Source organism: Pseudomonas sp. fls2-241-R2A-110, assembly GCF_030209165.1.
GTDB lineage: Bacteria > Pseudomonadota > Gammaproteobacteria > Pseudomonadales > Pseudomonadaceae > Aquipseudomonas.
Genome location: NZ_JARVSN010000024.1, coordinates 220,127 through 236,915 on the forward strand (window position 1 = coordinate 220,127; position 16,789 = coordinate 236,915).

Consider the following 16,789-nt stretch of genomic DNA (forward strand, 5'->3'; position numbering starts at 1 on the left):
CTGCGTGGGAATGCAGCCAGGGACGCTCCGCGTTCCAAAAAGCGGACGCAGAGCGTCCGGTGAGGCATTCCCACGCAGAGCGTGGGAACGATCATGGCCTTCAGCCAAGCAATTCGCGCAAGCGATACCAGAACATGCCGAGCGCCAGCAGTGGCGAGCGCAGCATTGGTCCACCGGGGAAGGTCATGTGCGGTATGGCGCTGAACACGTCGAAGCCCTGGCTGTGTCCAGCATGGATGGCTTCGCCCAAGAGCTTCGCGCACCAATGGGTCACGTTCAGCCCATGCCCGGAATATCCTTGGGCGTAGAACACGTTCGGGTGCTGTCGCAAGCGCCCGACCTGAGGAAAGCGATTGGCCGAGATGCCGATCTTGCCACCCCATTGGTAATCAATGCGCACATTGGCCAGTTGCGGGAAAACCTTGAGCATCTGTGGGCGCATGTAGGCGCTGATGTCCGCCGGATCGCGCCCGGAATAATGGCAGGCACCGCCGAACAGCAAGCGCCGATCCGCCGAGAGCCGGTAGTAATCGAGCCCGACTTTCTGGTCGCACAACGCCAGGTTCTGCGGGATCAACTGCGCCGCCACCTCTGGTCTCAAAGGTTCAGTGGCAATGATGTAGCTGCCTGCCGGGAGCACCTTGCCGCTGAGTGTCGGTTCGAGGTCTTCCAGGTGCGCATTGCACGCCAGCACCAGGCTGCCGGCGCGCACTGTGCCTGCGGCGCAACGAACCTGCACGGTGCTGCCATGAATAACCTCGAGCACCGGGCTCTGCTCGAAAATCTGCACACCCAGTGACTGCGCGAGCCGTGCTTCGCCAAGCACCAGGTTGAGTGGATGCAAATGACCGGAACCCATGTCGACCAACCCGCCGGCATACACGCCGGAATTCACCACCTGCTGACGGATCTGTTCTGGTCCGACCAACCGCGTTTCGTGGGCGTAACCCGAGTCGATCAAATCGGCCTGTTCCGCTTTGAAGGCCGCGAACTGCGCCGGGGTGTTGGCCAGTTCGCAAAAGCCCCAGCGCAGGTCGCAATCGATACCGTGATCGCGAATACGCTTGCCCACCAATTCCACCGACTCAATGCCCGCGCGTTCTAGATAGCGCACGCCTTCTTCGCCGACATAACGACTGAAGCCACTAACGTCATGCCCGATGCCGCGGATCAATTGCCCACCGTTGCGCCCACTGGCGCCCCAGCCGATGCGCCGGCCTTCCAGCACAATCACCGAGAGCCCGCGCTGTGCCAGTTCGATGGCGGTGTTGACCCCGGTAAAACCGCCGCCGATCACGCAGACATCGGCGAACAGATCCTCGATCAACGCAGGGAAGGGCGTCAGGTGATGGGCTGTCGCGGCGTAATAGGACTGTGCGTGTTCGTTGTTCATTTGTTGGACTTCACTTTGCTCCAGGAACGGGTCATCAATCGCATGATCGCCTGGGGCGGGGTGGTTGAAATGTAGAGTTTGTCGAGGACAGCCTGCGGCGGATACACCTCAGGGTTGTTCACCAACTCAGCGTCCATGAACGCCTTCGCGGGCGGGTTGGGGTTGGCGTAGCCGACCGAGGCGCTGACCTTGGCAATGACTGGCGGGTCCAGCAGGTAGTTGATAAAGGCATGGGCTTGTTTCGGATTGCTGGCATCGGCCGGAATCGCCAGCAGGTCAAACCACAGGTTGCTGCCTTCCTTTGGGATGGCGTAGGCGATGTTCACGCCGTTCTTGGCTTCCTTGGCGCGGTTGGCCGCCTGGAACACATCGCCCGAATAACCAAAGGCTACGCAGATGTCGCCGTTGGCCAGGTCCGACACGTACTTGGACGAATGGAAATAAGTGATGTAAGGCCGGATGCTCAACAGCTTGGCTTCGGCTTTTTTGTAGTCTTCAGGGTTCTCGCTACGCGGGTCCATGCCCATGTAATTGAGGATCGCCGGGAACACTTCATCGGCCGAGTCCATCATCGACACACCGCATTGGCTGAGCTTCTTGATGTTTTCAGGTTCGAACAGCACAGCCCAGGAGTCGATGTGATCAATGCCCAGCACTTGCTTGATCTTGTCGACGTTGTAGCCGATGCCGTTGGTGCCCCACAGGTACGGCACGGAATGCTCGTTACCCGGATCGTTTTTCTCCAGCAATGCCAGCAGCTTCGGGTCCAGGTTCTTGAAGTTCGGCAGCTGTGCGCGATCCAGCTTGAGGAACGCGCCGGCCTTCACCTGGCGGGCGAGGAAGTGGTTGGACGGAACCACCACGTCATACCCGGTGCGGCCGGCGAGCAGTTTGCCCTCCAGGGTTTCATTGGAATCGAATACGTCGTAGATCACCTTGATGCCGGTTTTGGCCTGGAAGTCGACGAGAGTGGTGTCGCCGATGTAATCGGTCCAGTTGTAGACACTGACGGTAGGCTGGGCCTGCGCAACCGCGCTGAACAGCAAGGTCAGCGCGACCGGAACCATGGATTTCAATAGACGCATTCGACACCTCTTTGAATTATTGGATTGTGATCGGTGTGATCGTTCCCACGCTCCGCGTGGGAATGCAGCCCGGGACGCTCTGCGTCCCATTGGAACGCGGAGCGTCCCTTGAGGCATTCCCACGCAGACGGTTCGACGCCTCGACGTGGGAACGATCAATGGGAAGGGGTTAAACGCTGAACAGCAGGAACTCGCGCTCCCAGGAGCTGATCACGCGCTTGAAGTTTTCGTGCTCGGCACGCTTGACCGCGACGTAACCCCTGACGAATTTGCTGCCCAGGTAACGCTCGATGGTTTCGCTTTCTTCCATCTGCGTCAGCGCGTCTTCGATGGTGATCGGCAAGCGCAGGTTGCGTCGTTCGTAGGCTCGACCTTGCACCGCCGCGCTCGGTTCAACGCCTTCGACCATGCCGATGTAGCCGCACAGCAGGCTGGCGGCAATCGCCAGATATGGGTTGGCGTCCGCGCCCGGCAATCGGTTCTCGACGCGCATGGCTTCAGGGCTTGAGGTAGGCACACGCAGGCCGACGGTGCGGTTCTCTTCGCCCCATTCGACGTTCACCGGCGCTGAAGTGTCCGGCAGGAAGCGGCGGAACGAGTTCACGTTCGGCGCAAACATCGGTAGTACTTTGGGGATGTATTTTTGCAGGCCGCCAATGTGGTGCAGAAACAGTTCGCTCATGTTGCCGTCGGCGTCGACGAAGATCGGCTTGCCCGTGGCAATGTCGACCACACTCTGGTGAATGTGCATGGCGCTACCGGGTTCATCGCCAATCGGTTTGGCCATGAACGTCGCCGCGACGTTGTGCTTGAGTGCCGCCTCACGCATGGTCCGCTTGAACACGGTGATCTGGTCGGCCAGGTCCAGCGCGTTGCCATGACGAAAGTTGATTTCCATCTGCGCCGGGCCGTCCTCATGGATCAGCGTGTCGAGGTCCAGGCCTTGCAGTTCGCACCAGTCGTAGACGTCTTCGAACAGCGGGTCGAATTCGTTGGCGGCATCGATTGAAAACGATTGGCGACCACTTTCAGCGCGCCCCGAACGGCCCATCGGTGCCTTGAGCGGCAAGTCCGGGTCTTCACAGCGCTGGGTCAGGTAGAACTCCATTTCCGGCGCGACAATCGGCCGCCAGCCTTTGTCGGTGTACAGCTGCAACACTTTCTTCAGCACGTTGCGTGGCGACAGTTCGATCGGGTTGCCGAACTTGTCGAAGGTGTCGTGGATCACGATTGCTGTCGGTTCGATGGCCCATGGAATTACGTACACCGCGTCGGCGTCCGGCTTGCAGACCATGTCGATGTCGGCAGGGTCCAGCAGGTCGTAGTAAATGTCGTCGTCGACAAAGTCCCCGGTTACCGTTTGCAACAGCACACTTTCCGGCAGGCGCATGCCTCGCTCATGCAGGAACTTGTTGGTGGGTGCGATTTTGCCGCGAGCAATGCCGGTCAAGTCGCTGACCACACACTCGACTTCGGTAATCTTGTGATCTTTCAGCCACGTGAACAGCTGATCGAAGGGGACATTCATAAAGACCTCGTTATTGGTTTTATTAACGTCGGGGAGGGCGGCTTCATCCACCACACACTTCCCCTGTGACGCGTTGACGACTATCTTGGGCGAGCCTTGTCGTTCTATCTATCCACTTTAAGCCACACCAAAACGCACCAAACGAGTGCGTAAGGTCATCCCATGTCAGCGTCCAGTCCGTTACAGGTTCAAGCGTTCAATACCGATGATGTCGCCGCGCAAATCCGTGCCACACCGGGTTGGGTGCAGCACTATCAACAGATGTCACCGGGGCATTTCGCCGGGCGCGTGCGCTACCTGGACCTGCAAGGCGTGGAGATTTACGAAGAACAGATGAACACCCGGGTCGAGCAGAATTTCAGTGCGCCGCAGGGGGCGTTGGCGTTTTGTTTCGATCGCAGCGACAACGCGCTGTACGTGTTGAATGGCGAAAGCCGCAACATCTGGATCACCCCGGAGAACTATCAGGAAATCGCCGTGGTGTTCGGCCCCGAGTTCGTCCAGCGCCACGGTTTGAACATCGCGCGGCTGGAAGGCTTGTTCATGTCGCCGCTCAACTGCGGGCAGAACGCCTTGTTCAGCCGCTGGTTGAGCGGCACCTTGACCCGGCTGGCAGAGACGCTCGATCCACCGAGCAAGGAAGCGCTGACCCAGCAGTTGCTGGAGGATTGCCTCTACATCCTCGATAACGCTTGTGTGTGCCTGGACCGCGGTGGCCTGCAGCGGCGCACCGAAGAGCGCACGATCATGAAACGCATCGGTGAGTGGGCGGCTGATTCACCGGAAGAAACCCTCAACTTGCTGGAACTGTCCCAGGTGGCCGGGGTGTCCCTGCGTCAATTGCAGCATGCGTTCAAGGCCTTCACCGCCATGACCCCGACCCATTGGCTGCGCCTGCGCCGACTGAACAGCGCGCACCGCGAATTGCTGGCCCGAACCCCGAATGAGACGACTGTCGCCGAAGTGGCGATGAACTGGTCGTTCTGGCATTTGGGACGGTTTTCCAGCAGTTACCGGGCGCTGTTCAAGGAACTGCCGAGCGAAACGCTGAAACGCGCAGGGCCGAAAAGAACCCCGGTTTAAGGTCGGCATTGCCTGGCGTCCAGTCAGGTCACTGGCGCCGGTTTCGCCAGCTCAATACCCGCTGCCCCCAATCGCTTGAGAATTTCAAACAGCAGATCGCTTTTGGTTATGCCGACGATTCTCGGGCTGCTGACGTAACCGGTGACCGTCAACGTGATGCCGTCGGGAGTCAGTTTGCTGAAGCGTACAAACGGCGCCGGTTTTTCCAGGATGGTTTCGTGTTCCTGATAGGTGTCGTGCAGCAGGGTTTTCACTTGTTCAGGGTCAATGTCCAGCGGGAATACCAGTTCGAGTGTCGCGACCCCTTGGGCACTGCCGCCAAGGGTGACGTTGCGCAGGTTCTGCGAAATCAATTGTGAGTTGGGGACGATGACGATCGAGCGGTCACTGAGTTGTATTTCGGTGGCCCTGACGTTGATGCGCCGAATGTCGCCTTCGACGCCGCTGATGCTGATCAGGTCGCCCACCTTGACCGGTCGCTCGGTCAGGAGAATCAGGCCAGAGACGAAATTCTTGACGATTTCCTGCAAGCCGAAACCGATGCCCACGGACAAGGCGCTGACGATCCACGCCAGGTTGGTCCATTTGATGCCCAGTGATGACAGGGTCATCAGAATCACCAAGGCATAACCGATGTTGGAAAACAGTGTGCTCAGCGAGGCGCACATGCCGGGGTCCATGTCGGTCTTGGGCAGGAGTTCGTCATCCAGCCATCGGCGCAGTGAGCGAATCAGGTAGATACCGATCAACAGGGCCAGTACGGCTTTCAACAGGTGGTCAGGGATGATGTTCAGTTTGCGCAAGCCGTCGCCGCCGAGGATGGCGAACGTTTGGGTAAACAGTTGCCCGAGTGTGGTACCGACCCCGCCCACAAACAGTGAAATCACCGCCAATAAAATTAACGTGGCACGCCCCACGCCGGACAAAATGATCGAGACTTGCTCAAGGCGCACATCGCCGATACCGAGCAATTGCTTGAACGCCTTGCCGCTGGGGCTCTTGGGTGAAAACAGGTACTCACAGCTGTCTCTGAACACCTGCGTCAACAAGTAGAACCCGCACAGGATGATGAATCCCCAGACCAGTTGATAAGTGATGAACCTTGCCAGGGAGACATAGCCGATCAGCAGCGCAAGCAGCGCCACCACAATCACGACGGCGGCGAACGAGTAAATCAGGCCGGCCAGGGTGGTGCTCGATTCGGGCGCCTCACCGCTGTCCACCACGGCTCTTCGGACTTGGCTGGCACGCCGGAACAAGGCACCGATAATCAGTGTGACCAGGAGCGAAATCAGTCCCCGGCCAAAGAGGATGGCCGGTGCGCTCATGCCGGTGACATTGGTGATTTGTGCCAGGCCCACCAGAATCAGCAGCGTGACGGACAACAGTCTGGGGTAGGGCTGGATCGCCAGCGCAACCGGGTCGGCGATGGCGGGCAGGCGCCAGGACGGATGCCGGGTCGACAGCAGCGCCCGGCTCAAACCGGTGATCAGGATGCAGACATAGATGACTTTTTCGAATTCATCGGCAAAGTTCTGAATCACGGGCGACAGCGGCAAGTCTCGCGTGAGCGCATAAAACAGCAGTTGCACCGCACCGGCGGTGGTCAACACTGTGGCCACGACAGAAGCCAGTGCGAGGGAACTTCGGCGCAAACGACCTTCGGGCATTCGATGAATGCACATCCAGGTCAGCCCGCGTTCGGCGATTCTTCGGCCCCAGGACCAAAGGGCCGCCGCCAGCAAAATCAGGGTGATGCCAGACAGTCGATTGCCGGGCTGCCAGGCAGCCTGGAGCGCACTGCCGGCCTGCTGGATGAATTCTGCAAAACGCTGGCGGTCCTCCGGCAGCGGATTGAAAAACGGTGCCCAGAACCCCGGCGACAGGATGCTGCCGCTGCGCAGCGTGACTTCGGTTTCCAGAATGCTGCGCCGGATGCCGGCAATTTGAATGATCAGGTCGGCAGCGTTGCTTCTCAGCGCCGCCAGGGTTTTCAAATTGAAATCGACTTTGGCCTTTTGCTCGGACAGATAGGCACTTTGCGTTGCAATGTCCGATTTTTCTGGCGTGATATCGCCCTGCGACACCGGGCCCAGCACATCAAGTTGGGCTTGTAGCTGCTTCTGTTCGGGCAGCAGGGAAGACTGCAGGGTGTCCACATCCTTAATAAACAACTGCACGGTGTCCTGCAGGCCGACCATCTGTGTGAGGTTATTGGCCTGCGATATTTGCTGCTTGATCCGGTCGAGGCGGGCTTGCAGCGCTTGCAGATCACTCTGGGAGATCGCAGCGGACGAAGTGCCTAAAACAGCCGATGGAGGCAGCAGCTCGGCGGCCGACAGCCAGGTGGCACTCGGTCCAAGCAGCGTGAGCACGACGAAAATGACTGCCTTCAATGCCTTGCGCATAGGAGTGCCCGGCTCTGTTATTGGTCGCTTAACCTATGAGGTTAGGCCATCACGCCAAAACGATCGAAAAGAATCATGGACAGGCGCCTTCAGGGCCATTGCGCGAGGGGAACGAACGGTGTGTGATCTACACTCCTTTTTGCTCAATAAGTCGGTGATCTGTCTTGAACTGCCAAACCACCCGGTGTACTTGCAGGGTAACGGACTGCGTTGGAGATCTTTATGAGTAAGGTGTGGTTTATCAGTCTGTGCGCTGTATTGGCCGTTTCATGCCCCCAGGCCTGGGCCGAAACCGTCGTGCCGATGAAGGGACAGGACTCGCAACAAACCCAGCTCGATGTCGATGATTGCCATGACGTGGCGCTCAGTCAGAGCCCAACGCCGCCGCCCTCGGGCACCGTTGCGCCTGAGACCCACGGGCGTCAGCATGATGAATTTTATGAAGGCGACCAGGACGAAGCGAAGATGGCCTATGTCAATTGCCTGCAGGCAAGGGGTTATCAGGTCAATCCTTGAGTTTTCTCCCGCCGTGCCACAAGCAGATGAACCATCAGGCAGGCATACAGCGTCACGAGCAGGAACAACCCCATGCGCACGGCAAACGCCGTGTACACGTCCTTGCCGGCGACACTGTCCTGCACCGACTGGCCCAACAGGATAATCAGCGTGATCAGGGTGTTGAGCCAGAACCCGGGGGTGAATCGCGTCGGGCTCAGGGCATACAGTTTGCGCGCCAGCACCAGGGCGAACAGCAGCATCCACAGAAAGAACATCCACAGGTGCACAAACAGACTCAGGGCGCTCCAGAACAGAATCGCCAGCAGGCCCGCGTACAAGGTTGAACCGACGAGTTCACGGCCGGCGTTGCGGGCGTTAGTCGTGGAGCTTTGCTGGCCGAGGCTGACGGCCTTGAGGATGATGGGCAAGTAACCTGCCGGGTCGATCAGCGCCAAGAGGAATGCCGGTAGCACGATCAGTGTGGCTCGTAGCGCAACCCTGCTGACTTCTTCGTCGGGCAGGGGCGCGGCGGGCGGCGGCGAAGGGGCATTCGGCGGGTCCGGGAATAATCCGTGACTGATCGCCACGACCAACACTGCAAGGAGCAAGCCCTTGACCAGAGCCCCGATGACCATCGCCGCCAGGTCGAATTCAGCGACGCCTGCCGAGGAGATCATGGTCAGGCCGATCACCAGAAAGGTCACGATCAGCGGATTGCCGCCGCGCAGGCCAAAACGAAAGACCAGGAACAGACTCACACCGATCACCAGCACCCCGCTGACAGGGTAATAACGCAGTATCGGAATCAATAGCAGGCCGACACTGGTGGTTAGCATCGCGACCAAGGCAAGCACCACGGCCGCCTTGAACGGCAGCGGCCGATTGACCGAGGCCAGCAGGATCAGGCACAACACCGGCGCTAAAAAGGGAATCGGCAACGCCAGGCCGAAACTGGCGGCCAGGCACAGCGCCGTGCCCGTGGCCAGGCGCAGCGCGCGTTGTTCGCGCGGTGTGCGCTTAATAGGCATAGCTCAGCCAGCTCATGAACCCCACAAACAATCGGCCAAGCGGATTCAACGGATTGCCGTCGGTGGGGAAGGCCATGACTTCCGCCTGCCCGCCGGCACGGATGGCTCGGTTGTCGCGCAGCGTGGCGAGTGACGCTGGGGAGAACTGGATGATCACCGGAAAGCGCTGTGCCGGCCGCAACCAGTCGCGACTGTTTTGCACGCTGGGCAACGTCCCCGGCTGGGTTGGCTGCCCGACGCTGACGCCGTACCCGACACTGCGCACCTGGCCTTCGAAAATTTCGCCCGGCAGCGCGTCCAGCACGATGGCGACTGGCGTCTCGGGCTTGATCAGGCCCAGGTTGTTTTCGGTCATGTCCGCGCTGATCCATACATCGTGGATGGCAATCAAGGTCATGACCGGGCTACCGGCCGCGGCGAATTGCCCGGCGTCGGTGCGCAGGTCGGTGATCAGCCCCGCCGAGCGCGCACGGATCTGCGTGTTGGACAAATCCAGTTCGGCTTTGGACAGCGCCGTGGCAGCGCTGCGCAGCAGGGCGTTGGTTTCCTCGCTGCCGCCTTCCTGCTCGCGCGCACGCTGGACTTCGGCACGAGCGGCGGCGACCTGGCTGACCGCCTGTTCACGGTTGGCACGGGACACTTCAAGCACGCGTACGGAAATGGTGCCGGGGTCTTCGCGATACAAGCCTTCGAGACGCTGATTGTCTTGCCTGGCCTTGAGTTCGTTGGCCTGGGCGGCCCGCAAGTTGGCTTGTGCCGAGGCAATGCCGGCGGTGCTGGCGCCGACCTGTCGGCGTGTCGATTCCAGGTCTGCGCGTGCCCGGTCGACGGCAATCTGATACGGCTGCGGATCGACCTCGAAGAGCACGTCACCGGCCTTGACGTCCTGATTGTTGCGCACGTTGACGCGGATCACCCGCCCGGCAACTTCAGACGCGACCGGAATGACGAACGCTCCCACCCGCGCCTGTTGGGTGTAGGGCGTGAAGCGGTCGGCCAGCAGGTACCACGTCAGGCTCAGGACAATCAGCAGCAACACCCATTTGATGCCTTTTTTCGCCGGGTCGGGCGCGGGCGCTTCGGGAACGGTCTGCGCGGCTTCGCTCATGGTTGTTTTACCTTGTCGGGCAGAGGGGAGCCGGCTTCGTGCAACAGGTCGCCCCAGTCGGTGCGTTGTTCCATCTGCTGGCGGGTGGCCGGATCGATGATTGGCTGGGCGCTGTACCACCCGCCGCCCAGGGATTTGTAGAGGGCAATCAGATTGCTCACGGCGTTGCTGCGAGCGACCAGGTAGTTGTCCTGCTGCTCGAGCAGCGCGCGTTGCGCGTCCAGGACCCGCTGGAAATCCGAATAACCTTCGCGGTACTGGACGCTGGCGAGCACCAGCGAACGCTTGGCGGTCACTTCAGCTTGCGCGAGGATTTGTTCGCCTTCCAGCGACTTGATCACCCCATAGGCGGCATCGTCGGCCTCCCGCGCGGCCTGACGGACTTTGTCGCGATAGGCCTCGATCAGCTGCTGCAGGCGCGCATCCTGAACGCGCACGTTGTTGCTGATCCTGCCGTAATCGAACACGTTCCAGCTCAGACTGGGGCCGCCGATCAGGTCCAGGCTCCTGGACGTGCCCTTGAGCGTATCGGCCGACCAGACAATGCTGCCCAGCAAGGTCAGCGACGGATAGAAATCGCTTTCGGCGACACCGATCAGAGCCGACTGTGCGGCGACGTTCAGCTCGGCGGCGCGTACGTCGGGCCGACGCAGCAGCAAATTGGCCGGTATGTCCTGCAGCACGGCGCGGTCGACCAGCGGGATCAATCCTGGGTTTTCCGCCAGCTGCGGCAAGGCGCCGGGCGGTTGCCCGATCAGTACGGACAAAGCGTTGCGGGTTCGCTGGATCTGATCTTCGAGCGTCGGCAAGGTGCTGAGGGTGCCCAGGTATTGGGTCTTGGCCTGTTGCAGGTCCAGCTCGGCACTCTGGCCACTTTTGAACAGTTTTTCGGTGATGTCGACGTTGCGCAGTTGCTGTTTGGCGTTTTCCCGGGCGACGCGCAGCCGCGCCTCGGAAGTGCGCAACGAAAAGTAGCTGTCCGCAACCTGGGCGCGCAGCAACACGAGCACGTCTTCGTAGTTGGCTTGTGCGGCAAAATAGCTGGCATCCGATGACTCGATCGCTCGACTGAAGCGCCCCCAGAAATCCAGCTCCCAGCCGATGTCGAACCCGGCACTGTATTGCCAGAAATGACTGTCCTGCGGATTGTTGCCGCCCGATTGTCGGCGGTTGACGTACAAACTGTCGGCGCTGGCTTGTTGTAGTTGCGGGTACAAGGTGCTTTGAGCAATGCCCAGTTGGGCGCGCGCTTCAACCACGCGCAGGCCGGCGATTTTCAGGTCTGAGTTATGGGCATCGGCCTCAGCGATCAAACGGTCCAGGACCGGGTCGTTGAAGACGCTCCACCATTGCCGCAGGTCCGGCGTCAGCGCGCGCTGGCTGGCGTGGGCAAGGGCAGGGGTGTCCCAGTGTTTGATCCACGCCTCTGCGGGAGACTGGAAGTCGGGTCCCACCCGTACGCAGCCGCTCAGCCCCAGCAAGCCCAGCAACATGAGGTGGCCCGGCCTCATCAGCAGGGATCGACGTGGAGGCATTCCGTAGGTTCCAGCCAGGGACGATCACTGGAGCATAGCCGCCCAATCGCGCCATCGGCGGCCAAGCTTTTCAAGCGCCCTCAAACCTTCAGCGATCATTGAACGGCACGACGATAAAAGGCAGCCTCCAAGGTCACGTTGAATGCAGGGCGCTCTACGGCGAAATGATCCCGTGATCGATGGCGTATTTGACCAGCGCGGCGGGTTTGTCGATGTTGAGTTTGCGCCGGATGCTCAGACGGTGGGTTTCCACCGTGCGCACGCTGATGTCGAGTTCACGGGCCATTTCCTTGTTGTTCAAGCCCTGAGCCATTTTGTACAGCACCTGGCTCTCGCGCGGCGTCAGCTCGTTGTCGGTGCCTTTATCGGCAATCAGCCGCTGGGCGATTTCGGCGCTGTAAAACGTGCCGCCACTGGCAATGGCTTCGATCGCCGCAATGATTTCCCGCGACGGCGAGTTCTTCAGCACATAGCCACTGGCGCCGGCGCGAACGGATTCACTCACGTATTCATAATTGTCGTACATGCTCAGCACCAGCACTTTGAGCGACGGGTACTGACTGCGTAACAGGCGCGTCAGCTCGAGCCCGTTCATGTCCCGCAGGCTGATGTCGACCAGCAACAGGTCTGGCTGGCAACGTCCGACCATCTCGATGGCATCGGCGCCACTTTCGGCTTCGCCCACCACCTCCAGCGGCGCCATGACCGCGAGCAGGGCTTTGATCCCATCGCGGACCAGGGCGTGATCGTCGACCAGAGCGACGCGGATCGGGCAGGGCAGGTTCATTGCGGTCATTCACTCTTGTTGTAGTGGGGTGTTTCAGTGTTTTGAACCGGGTGCTTTCATTGGCAGCAGCACGTCCAGCTCACTTCTTCCGGGTAGCGAGACCAGGTCGAAACGCCCGCCAAAATGTTCGACGCGCTCACGGATATTACGCAACCCGATGCCTGCATGGCGACGCTCGACCTGAGCCACGTTGAAACCGACGCCGTCATCGACCACGGTCAGCCGTACGGAATCCGCCGAACCGTGCAGGGTAATGGAGACGTTTCTAGCCTGGGCATGGCGTTCTATATTGGTCAGGCCTTCTTGCACGATCCGAAACAGAGAGACCGCCGCGCCATCGACCAGATCACAGTCGAATTCATTATCGTCGTAGGTCACTTTCAGACCGCTGCGTTGCTCGAACTCCGTGGCGAGTTGGCCGATGGCGGCCGGCAGACCCAGGGTGTCGAGCAACGAGGAGCGCAAATCGTGAGAGAGGCTGCGAACCTCGCCAATCGCGTCCCCAAGGCGCTGCGTGGCCTCTTTTAGCGTGCTCAACCCTTTGTCTTGTGCCGGGCCGTTCTCCAACAGAAGGCTGGCCAGTTCGAACTGAAACTTGATGGAGACGAGCAACTGACTGATACCGTCGTGCAGTTCACGGGACACCCGTGATCGTTCTTCCTCCTGCAGGCTGACGATCCGTTGGGTCAGGCGCTGAAGCTTTTTGTCCGCCAGCCGATGCTCGCTGACGTTCAGCGTCATGCCGCTGGCAAAGACAAACAACACCGCGACAAGGGCGACGACGGCAATCGCCAGCATGGTTTTGCGGATGCCCTGGGCCACTTCGTCGCGCGCTTGTTGAGTGGCGCGTTCAACGTCCTCAAGGTAGATGCCGGTGCCGAGCATCCAGCCCCAGCGATCCAGCATCACCACGTAGGCCAGCTTGTCGGTCACTTTGCCGGAGGAGGGTTTGTTCCAGGCATAGCGCTGAAAGCCTTCGCCTGACTGTGCGCTGTTTAGCAGCGCCTGGATCACCGGCAAACCGTGCGGATCCTTCATGTCCCACAGGTATTTGCCCACCAGTTCCGACTGGCGCGCGTGCATCAGGCTACGACCCTCGCGGTCGTAGACGAAGAAATAACCATTGATGCCGAAGCTGAGTTTGCGCAGTTCTTCCAGCACTTGTCGCTGGGCGTGCTCATCACCGTGGCCGTCGTCGTACAGCGGCGCGATCAGGCTTTGCGCCATTTCCACGTAGTTTTTAAGTTCGGCACGCTTGCTCGCCAGAATACTGTCTTCGATCAGTTGCGCCTGTTGGTCGCCGAGTTGACGGTTCAGGGAAATCACCAGCGCGCAGATCACCGCAATCGCCAGGACCAGCGGCAGAATCCCGAGCGCGACGATTTTGTGTTTGAGCTGCATCTTGGCTCCTGACCGGGCGGAGGGTGGGCGAAGGCCGGCATCATATGCCAAAGATACGCGCGTCCTGTAGCGCGGCAGGACGGAATGACCTGCGGCTTTGGTGTCCTTCAACTCAAATACAAAACCCTGTGGGAGTGAGCCTGCTCGCGATAGCGGTGTATCAGACGACATTGATGGTGAGTGTCAGTCCGCTATCGCGAGCAGGCTCACTCCTACAGAGGATCTGCAGCATCTACGTAGAACTACGTAGATGCCACGTACGTAGTAACGCGGATTTATTTGTAGACGACATGCGCAGATATTGGGCCAGCTCCGCACCGCGGACACAATTATAAAAATTACCGCCGCAGTCACTGGCTGTCGGCAGGAGACACGCTATGCCCCGTCTGGCTAAACACCTCGCCTGGTTTGCCGTGGCTGTCCTGGGAGCGTTTGCGCTGAGTGTCGTGGCCCTGCGCCGCGGCGAAGCGATCAACGCCCTCTGGATCGTAGTCGCAGCAGTCGCTATTTACCTCGTTGCATACCGCTATTACAGCCTGTTCATCGCCACCAAAGTGATGCAACTCGACCCCAATCGTGCCACGCCCGCGGTCATCAATAACGATGGCCTGGACTACGTGCCGACCAATAAACACGTGCTTTTCGGTCACCACTTCGCCGCCATCGCCGGCGCGGGGCCGCTGGTCGGTCCGGTATTGGCCGCACAGATGGGGTACTTGCCCGGCACGCTGTGGCTGATCGCCGGCGTGGTGCTGGCCGGTGCCGTTCAGGACTTCATGGTCCTGTTTATGTCCACCCGCCGCAACGGCCGCTCCCTGGGCGACATGGTCCGTGAAGAAATGGGCCGCATCCCCGGGACCATCGCGCTGTTTGGCTGCTTCCTGATCATGATCATCATCCTCGCGGTGCTGGCGCTGATCGTGGTCAAGGCCCTGGCCGAGAGCCCATGGGGCATTTTCACGGTGATGGCGACCATCCCGATTGCGATGTTCATGGGCATCTACATGCGCTACATCCGCCCGGGGCGCATCGGTGAAATCTCCGTGGTCGGTGTGCTGTTGCTGCTCGGTTCGATCTGGCTGGGCGGGCAAATCGCCGCTGATCCGGTCTGGGCCAAAGCCTTCACCTTCACCGGTATCCAGATCACCTGGATGCTGATCGGCTACGGTTTTGTGGCGGCCGTATTGCCGGTTTGGCTGATCCTGGCCCCGCGCGACTACCTGTCAACTTTCCTTAAAATCGGCACCATCGTGGCGCTGGCGATCGGCATCCTGATCACCATGCCCGACCTGAAAATGCCGGCCTTGACCCAGTTCATCGACGGCACCGGGCCGGTGTGGAAGGGCGCTCTGTTCCCGTTCCTGTTTATCACCATTGCCTGTGGCGCGGTCTCGGGTTTCCACGCGCTGATCGCTTCCGGTACAACACCGAAGTTGCTTGCGAGCGAAGGCCATGCCCGTTACATCGGTTACGGCGGCATGCTGATGGAATCCTTCGTCGCCATCATGGCCATGGTCGCCGCGTCGGTGATCGAGCCAGGCGTCTATTTCGCCATGAACAGCCCGGCGGCACTGGTCGGCGCGGATGTGGTTTCGGTGGCGCAAACCGTCAGCAGCTGGGGCTTTGCGATTACCCCGGACGCGTTGCAAGCGGTGGCCAAGGACATCGGTGAAACCACCATCCTGGCCCGTGCCGGCGGTGCGCCGACCCTGGCGGTCGGTATCGCGCAGATCCTGCACCACGTCCTGCCCGGTGAAAACACCATGGCGTTCTGGTACCACTTCGCGATCCTGTTCGAAGCGCTGTTTATCCTGACCGCCGTGGACGCGGGCACGCGTGCCGGACGCTTCATGCTGCAGGACTTGCTCGGCTCCTTCGTGCCGTCGCTGAAACGCACCGACTCCTGGCCCGCCAACCTGATCGCGACTGCCGGTTGTGTGGCGATGTGGGGCTATTTGCTGTATCAGGGCGTGATCGATCCACTGGGCGGCATCAACACCTTGTGGCCGCTGTTCGGTATCTCCAACCAGATGCTCGCCGGTATTGCGCTGATGTTGGCCACCGTTGTGCTGATCAAAATGAAACGCCAGCGCTATGTGTGGGTGACCATGCTGCCCGCCGTGTGGCTGCTGATCTGCACCGTCACGGCAAGTTTCATCAAGCTCTTCGATGCCAACCCGGCGATTGGCTTCCTGGCCTTGGCCAAGAAGTACAGCGATGCCCTGGCCAATGGTCAGATCCTCGCCCCGGCCAAAAGCATCGACCAGATGCAGCACGTGATCTTCAACGCCTACACCAACGCCACGTTGACGGCGCTGTTTCTGTTTGTGGTCTTCAGCATCCTGTTCTTTGCACTTAAGGTCGGTATCGCCGCCTGGGGCAGCAAAGAACGTACGGATAAAGAAGCGCCGTATCAGGCAATCCCGCAGGTTTGATGGAGGAGGGCGAGCATGTTTAATGACTTGAGTCGTCTCGGTAAATACCTTGGTCAGGCTGCGCGCTTGATGGTCGGGATGCCGGACTACGACACCTACGTCGAGCATATGCAAACCAAACACCCGGACAAGCCGGTGATGAGCTATGAGGTGTTCTTTCGGGAACGTCAGGAAGCGCGATACGGCGGTGGCAATGGACAGACTCGCTGTTGTTGAGTGAATGGGGAAGCCATTGCTGAAGTTGCTCTGATACTGCGTCTGAGTGCACGGAAAAGCCGGATGATTTGGCTGATGATGTTTACTTAAGATGGTTTTTGGGGTGGGATTGGGGGCATATCCGTTGCTGCGGTTACGGCGGCTTAGGGTTCCGCCCTGACGGCGGGTCACTTTGGAAAAGCCCCAAAGTAACCAAAGGGCTCTTGCCCCTGACGTTCGGTGCCTCGCTTAGGCTCGGCATGCCCTCGCTCCGGTCCTGCTCCGTGGGCCCGCCGCCATCGGCC

General features: G+C 60.0%; 13 protein-coding genes. 4 read left to right on the forward strand and 9 right to left on the reverse strand.

Going from position 1 to position 16,789, the window contains the following annotated elements:
* Nucleotides 1–100: 100 nt before the first annotated feature.
* The 3 genes from QRN31_RS20710 to QRN31_RS20720 all read right to left on the reverse strand — a co-directional run bounded on the left by QRN31_RS20710 (nt 101) and on the right by QRN31_RS20720 (nt 4,006).
* Nucleotides 101–1,393: an NAD(P)/FAD-dependent oxidoreductase gene (locus tag QRN31_RS20710; protein ID WP_285434167.1), complete on the reverse strand. Its 1,293-nt coding sequence runs from the start codon at nt 1,391–1,393 to the stop codon at nt 101–103.
* The gene (locus QRN31_RS20715) at nt 1,390–2,478 is read right to left on the reverse strand and encodes a polyamine ABC transporter substrate-binding protein (protein ID WP_285434169.1); all 1,089 of its coding nucleotides are present in this window, start codon (nt 2,476–2,478) and stop codon (nt 1,390–1,392) included. The genes QRN31_RS20710 and QRN31_RS20715 overlap by 4 nt, the downstream gene beginning before the upstream one ends.
* Nucleotides 2,479–2,647: 169 nt before the next feature.
* Nucleotides 2,648–4,006 carry a glutamine synthetase family protein gene (locus tag QRN31_RS20720; protein ID WP_285434170.1) on the reverse strand — a complete coding sequence of 453 codons (1,359 nt, stop codon included), beginning with the start codon at nt 4,004–4,006 and terminating at the stop codon, nt 2,648–2,650.
* Between the two features lie 162 nt (nt 4,007–4,168).
* On the opposite strand from QRN31_RS20720, the gene QRN31_RS20725 reads away from it, so the two are divergent.
* On the forward strand, nt 4,169–5,089 hold the full coding sequence (locus QRN31_RS20725; protein WP_285434172.1) for a helix-turn-helix domain-containing protein: 921 nt from the start codon (nt 4,169–4,171) through the stop codon (nt 5,087–5,089).
* 23 nt (nt 5,090–5,112) lie between these two features.
* On the opposite strand, the gene QRN31_RS20730 is transcribed toward QRN31_RS20725, so the two are convergent.
* Nucleotides 5,113–7,497 (reverse strand): DUF3772 domain-containing protein, encoded by a 2,385-nt coding sequence (locus tag QRN31_RS20730; protein WP_285434173.1) that lies wholly within the window; start codon nt 7,495–7,497, stop codon nt 5,113–5,115.
* A gap of 222 nt (nt 7,498–7,719) precedes the next feature.
* On the opposite strand from QRN31_RS20730, the gene QRN31_RS20735 reads away from it, so the two are divergent.
* A complete protein-coding gene (locus QRN31_RS20735) occupies nt 7,720–8,013 on the forward strand; it encodes a hypothetical protein (RefSeq protein WP_285434174.1) in 294 nt (97 codons plus the stop codon).
* Here QRN31_RS20735 and QRN31_RS20740 read toward each other — a convergent pair.
* The 5 genes from QRN31_RS20740 to QRN31_RS20760 all read right to left on the reverse strand — a co-directional run bounded on the left by QRN31_RS20740 (nt 7,998) and on the right by QRN31_RS20760 (nt 13,854).
* Nucleotides 7,998–9,023, reverse strand: a complete 1,026-nt coding sequence (locus tag QRN31_RS20740; RefSeq protein WP_285434175.1) for a DUF2955 domain-containing protein — start codon at nt 9,021–9,023, stop codon at nt 7,998–8,000. The genes QRN31_RS20735 and QRN31_RS20740 overlap by 16 nt on opposite strands.
* On the reverse strand, nt 9,013–10,131 hold the full coding sequence (locus QRN31_RS20745; protein ID WP_285434176.1) for an HlyD family secretion protein: 1,119 nt from the start codon (nt 10,129–10,131) through the stop codon (nt 9,013–9,015). Before QRN31_RS20745 ends, QRN31_RS20740 begins: the two co-directional genes overlap by 11 nt.
* Nucleotides 10,128–11,666, reverse strand: coding sequence for a TolC family protein (locus QRN31_RS20750; protein WP_285434177.1), 1,539 nt, complete (start codon nt 11,664–11,666; stop codon nt 10,128–10,130). Before QRN31_RS20750 ends, QRN31_RS20745 begins: the two co-directional genes overlap by 4 nt.
* Before the next feature lie 154 nt (nt 11,667–11,820).
* Complete coding sequence (locus tag QRN31_RS20755) at nt 11,821–12,453, reverse strand: response regulator (RefSeq protein WP_285434203.1); 633 nt, start codon at nt 12,451–12,453, stop codon at nt 11,821–11,823.
* A 33-nt stretch (nt 12,454–12,486) separates the two neighbouring features.
* Nucleotides 12,487–13,854 (reverse strand): cache domain-containing protein, encoded by a 1,368-nt coding sequence (locus tag QRN31_RS20760; protein WP_285434178.1) that lies wholly within the window; start codon nt 13,852–13,854, stop codon nt 12,487–12,489.
* 377 nt (nt 13,855–14,231) lie between these two features.
* On the opposite strand from QRN31_RS20760, the gene QRN31_RS20765 reads away from it, so the two are divergent.
* Entirely contained in the window at nt 14,232–16,289 is a 2,058-nt protein-coding gene (locus QRN31_RS20765) for a carbon starvation CstA family protein (protein WP_285434180.1), read from the forward strand.
* A 15-nt stretch (nt 16,290–16,304) separates the two neighbouring features.
* Nucleotides 16,305–16,505, forward strand: a complete 201-nt coding sequence (locus QRN31_RS20770; protein WP_038983272.1) for a YbdD/YjiX family protein — start codon at nt 16,305–16,307, stop codon at nt 16,503–16,505.
* The last annotated feature ends 284 nt before the right edge of the window (nt 16,506–16,789 follow it).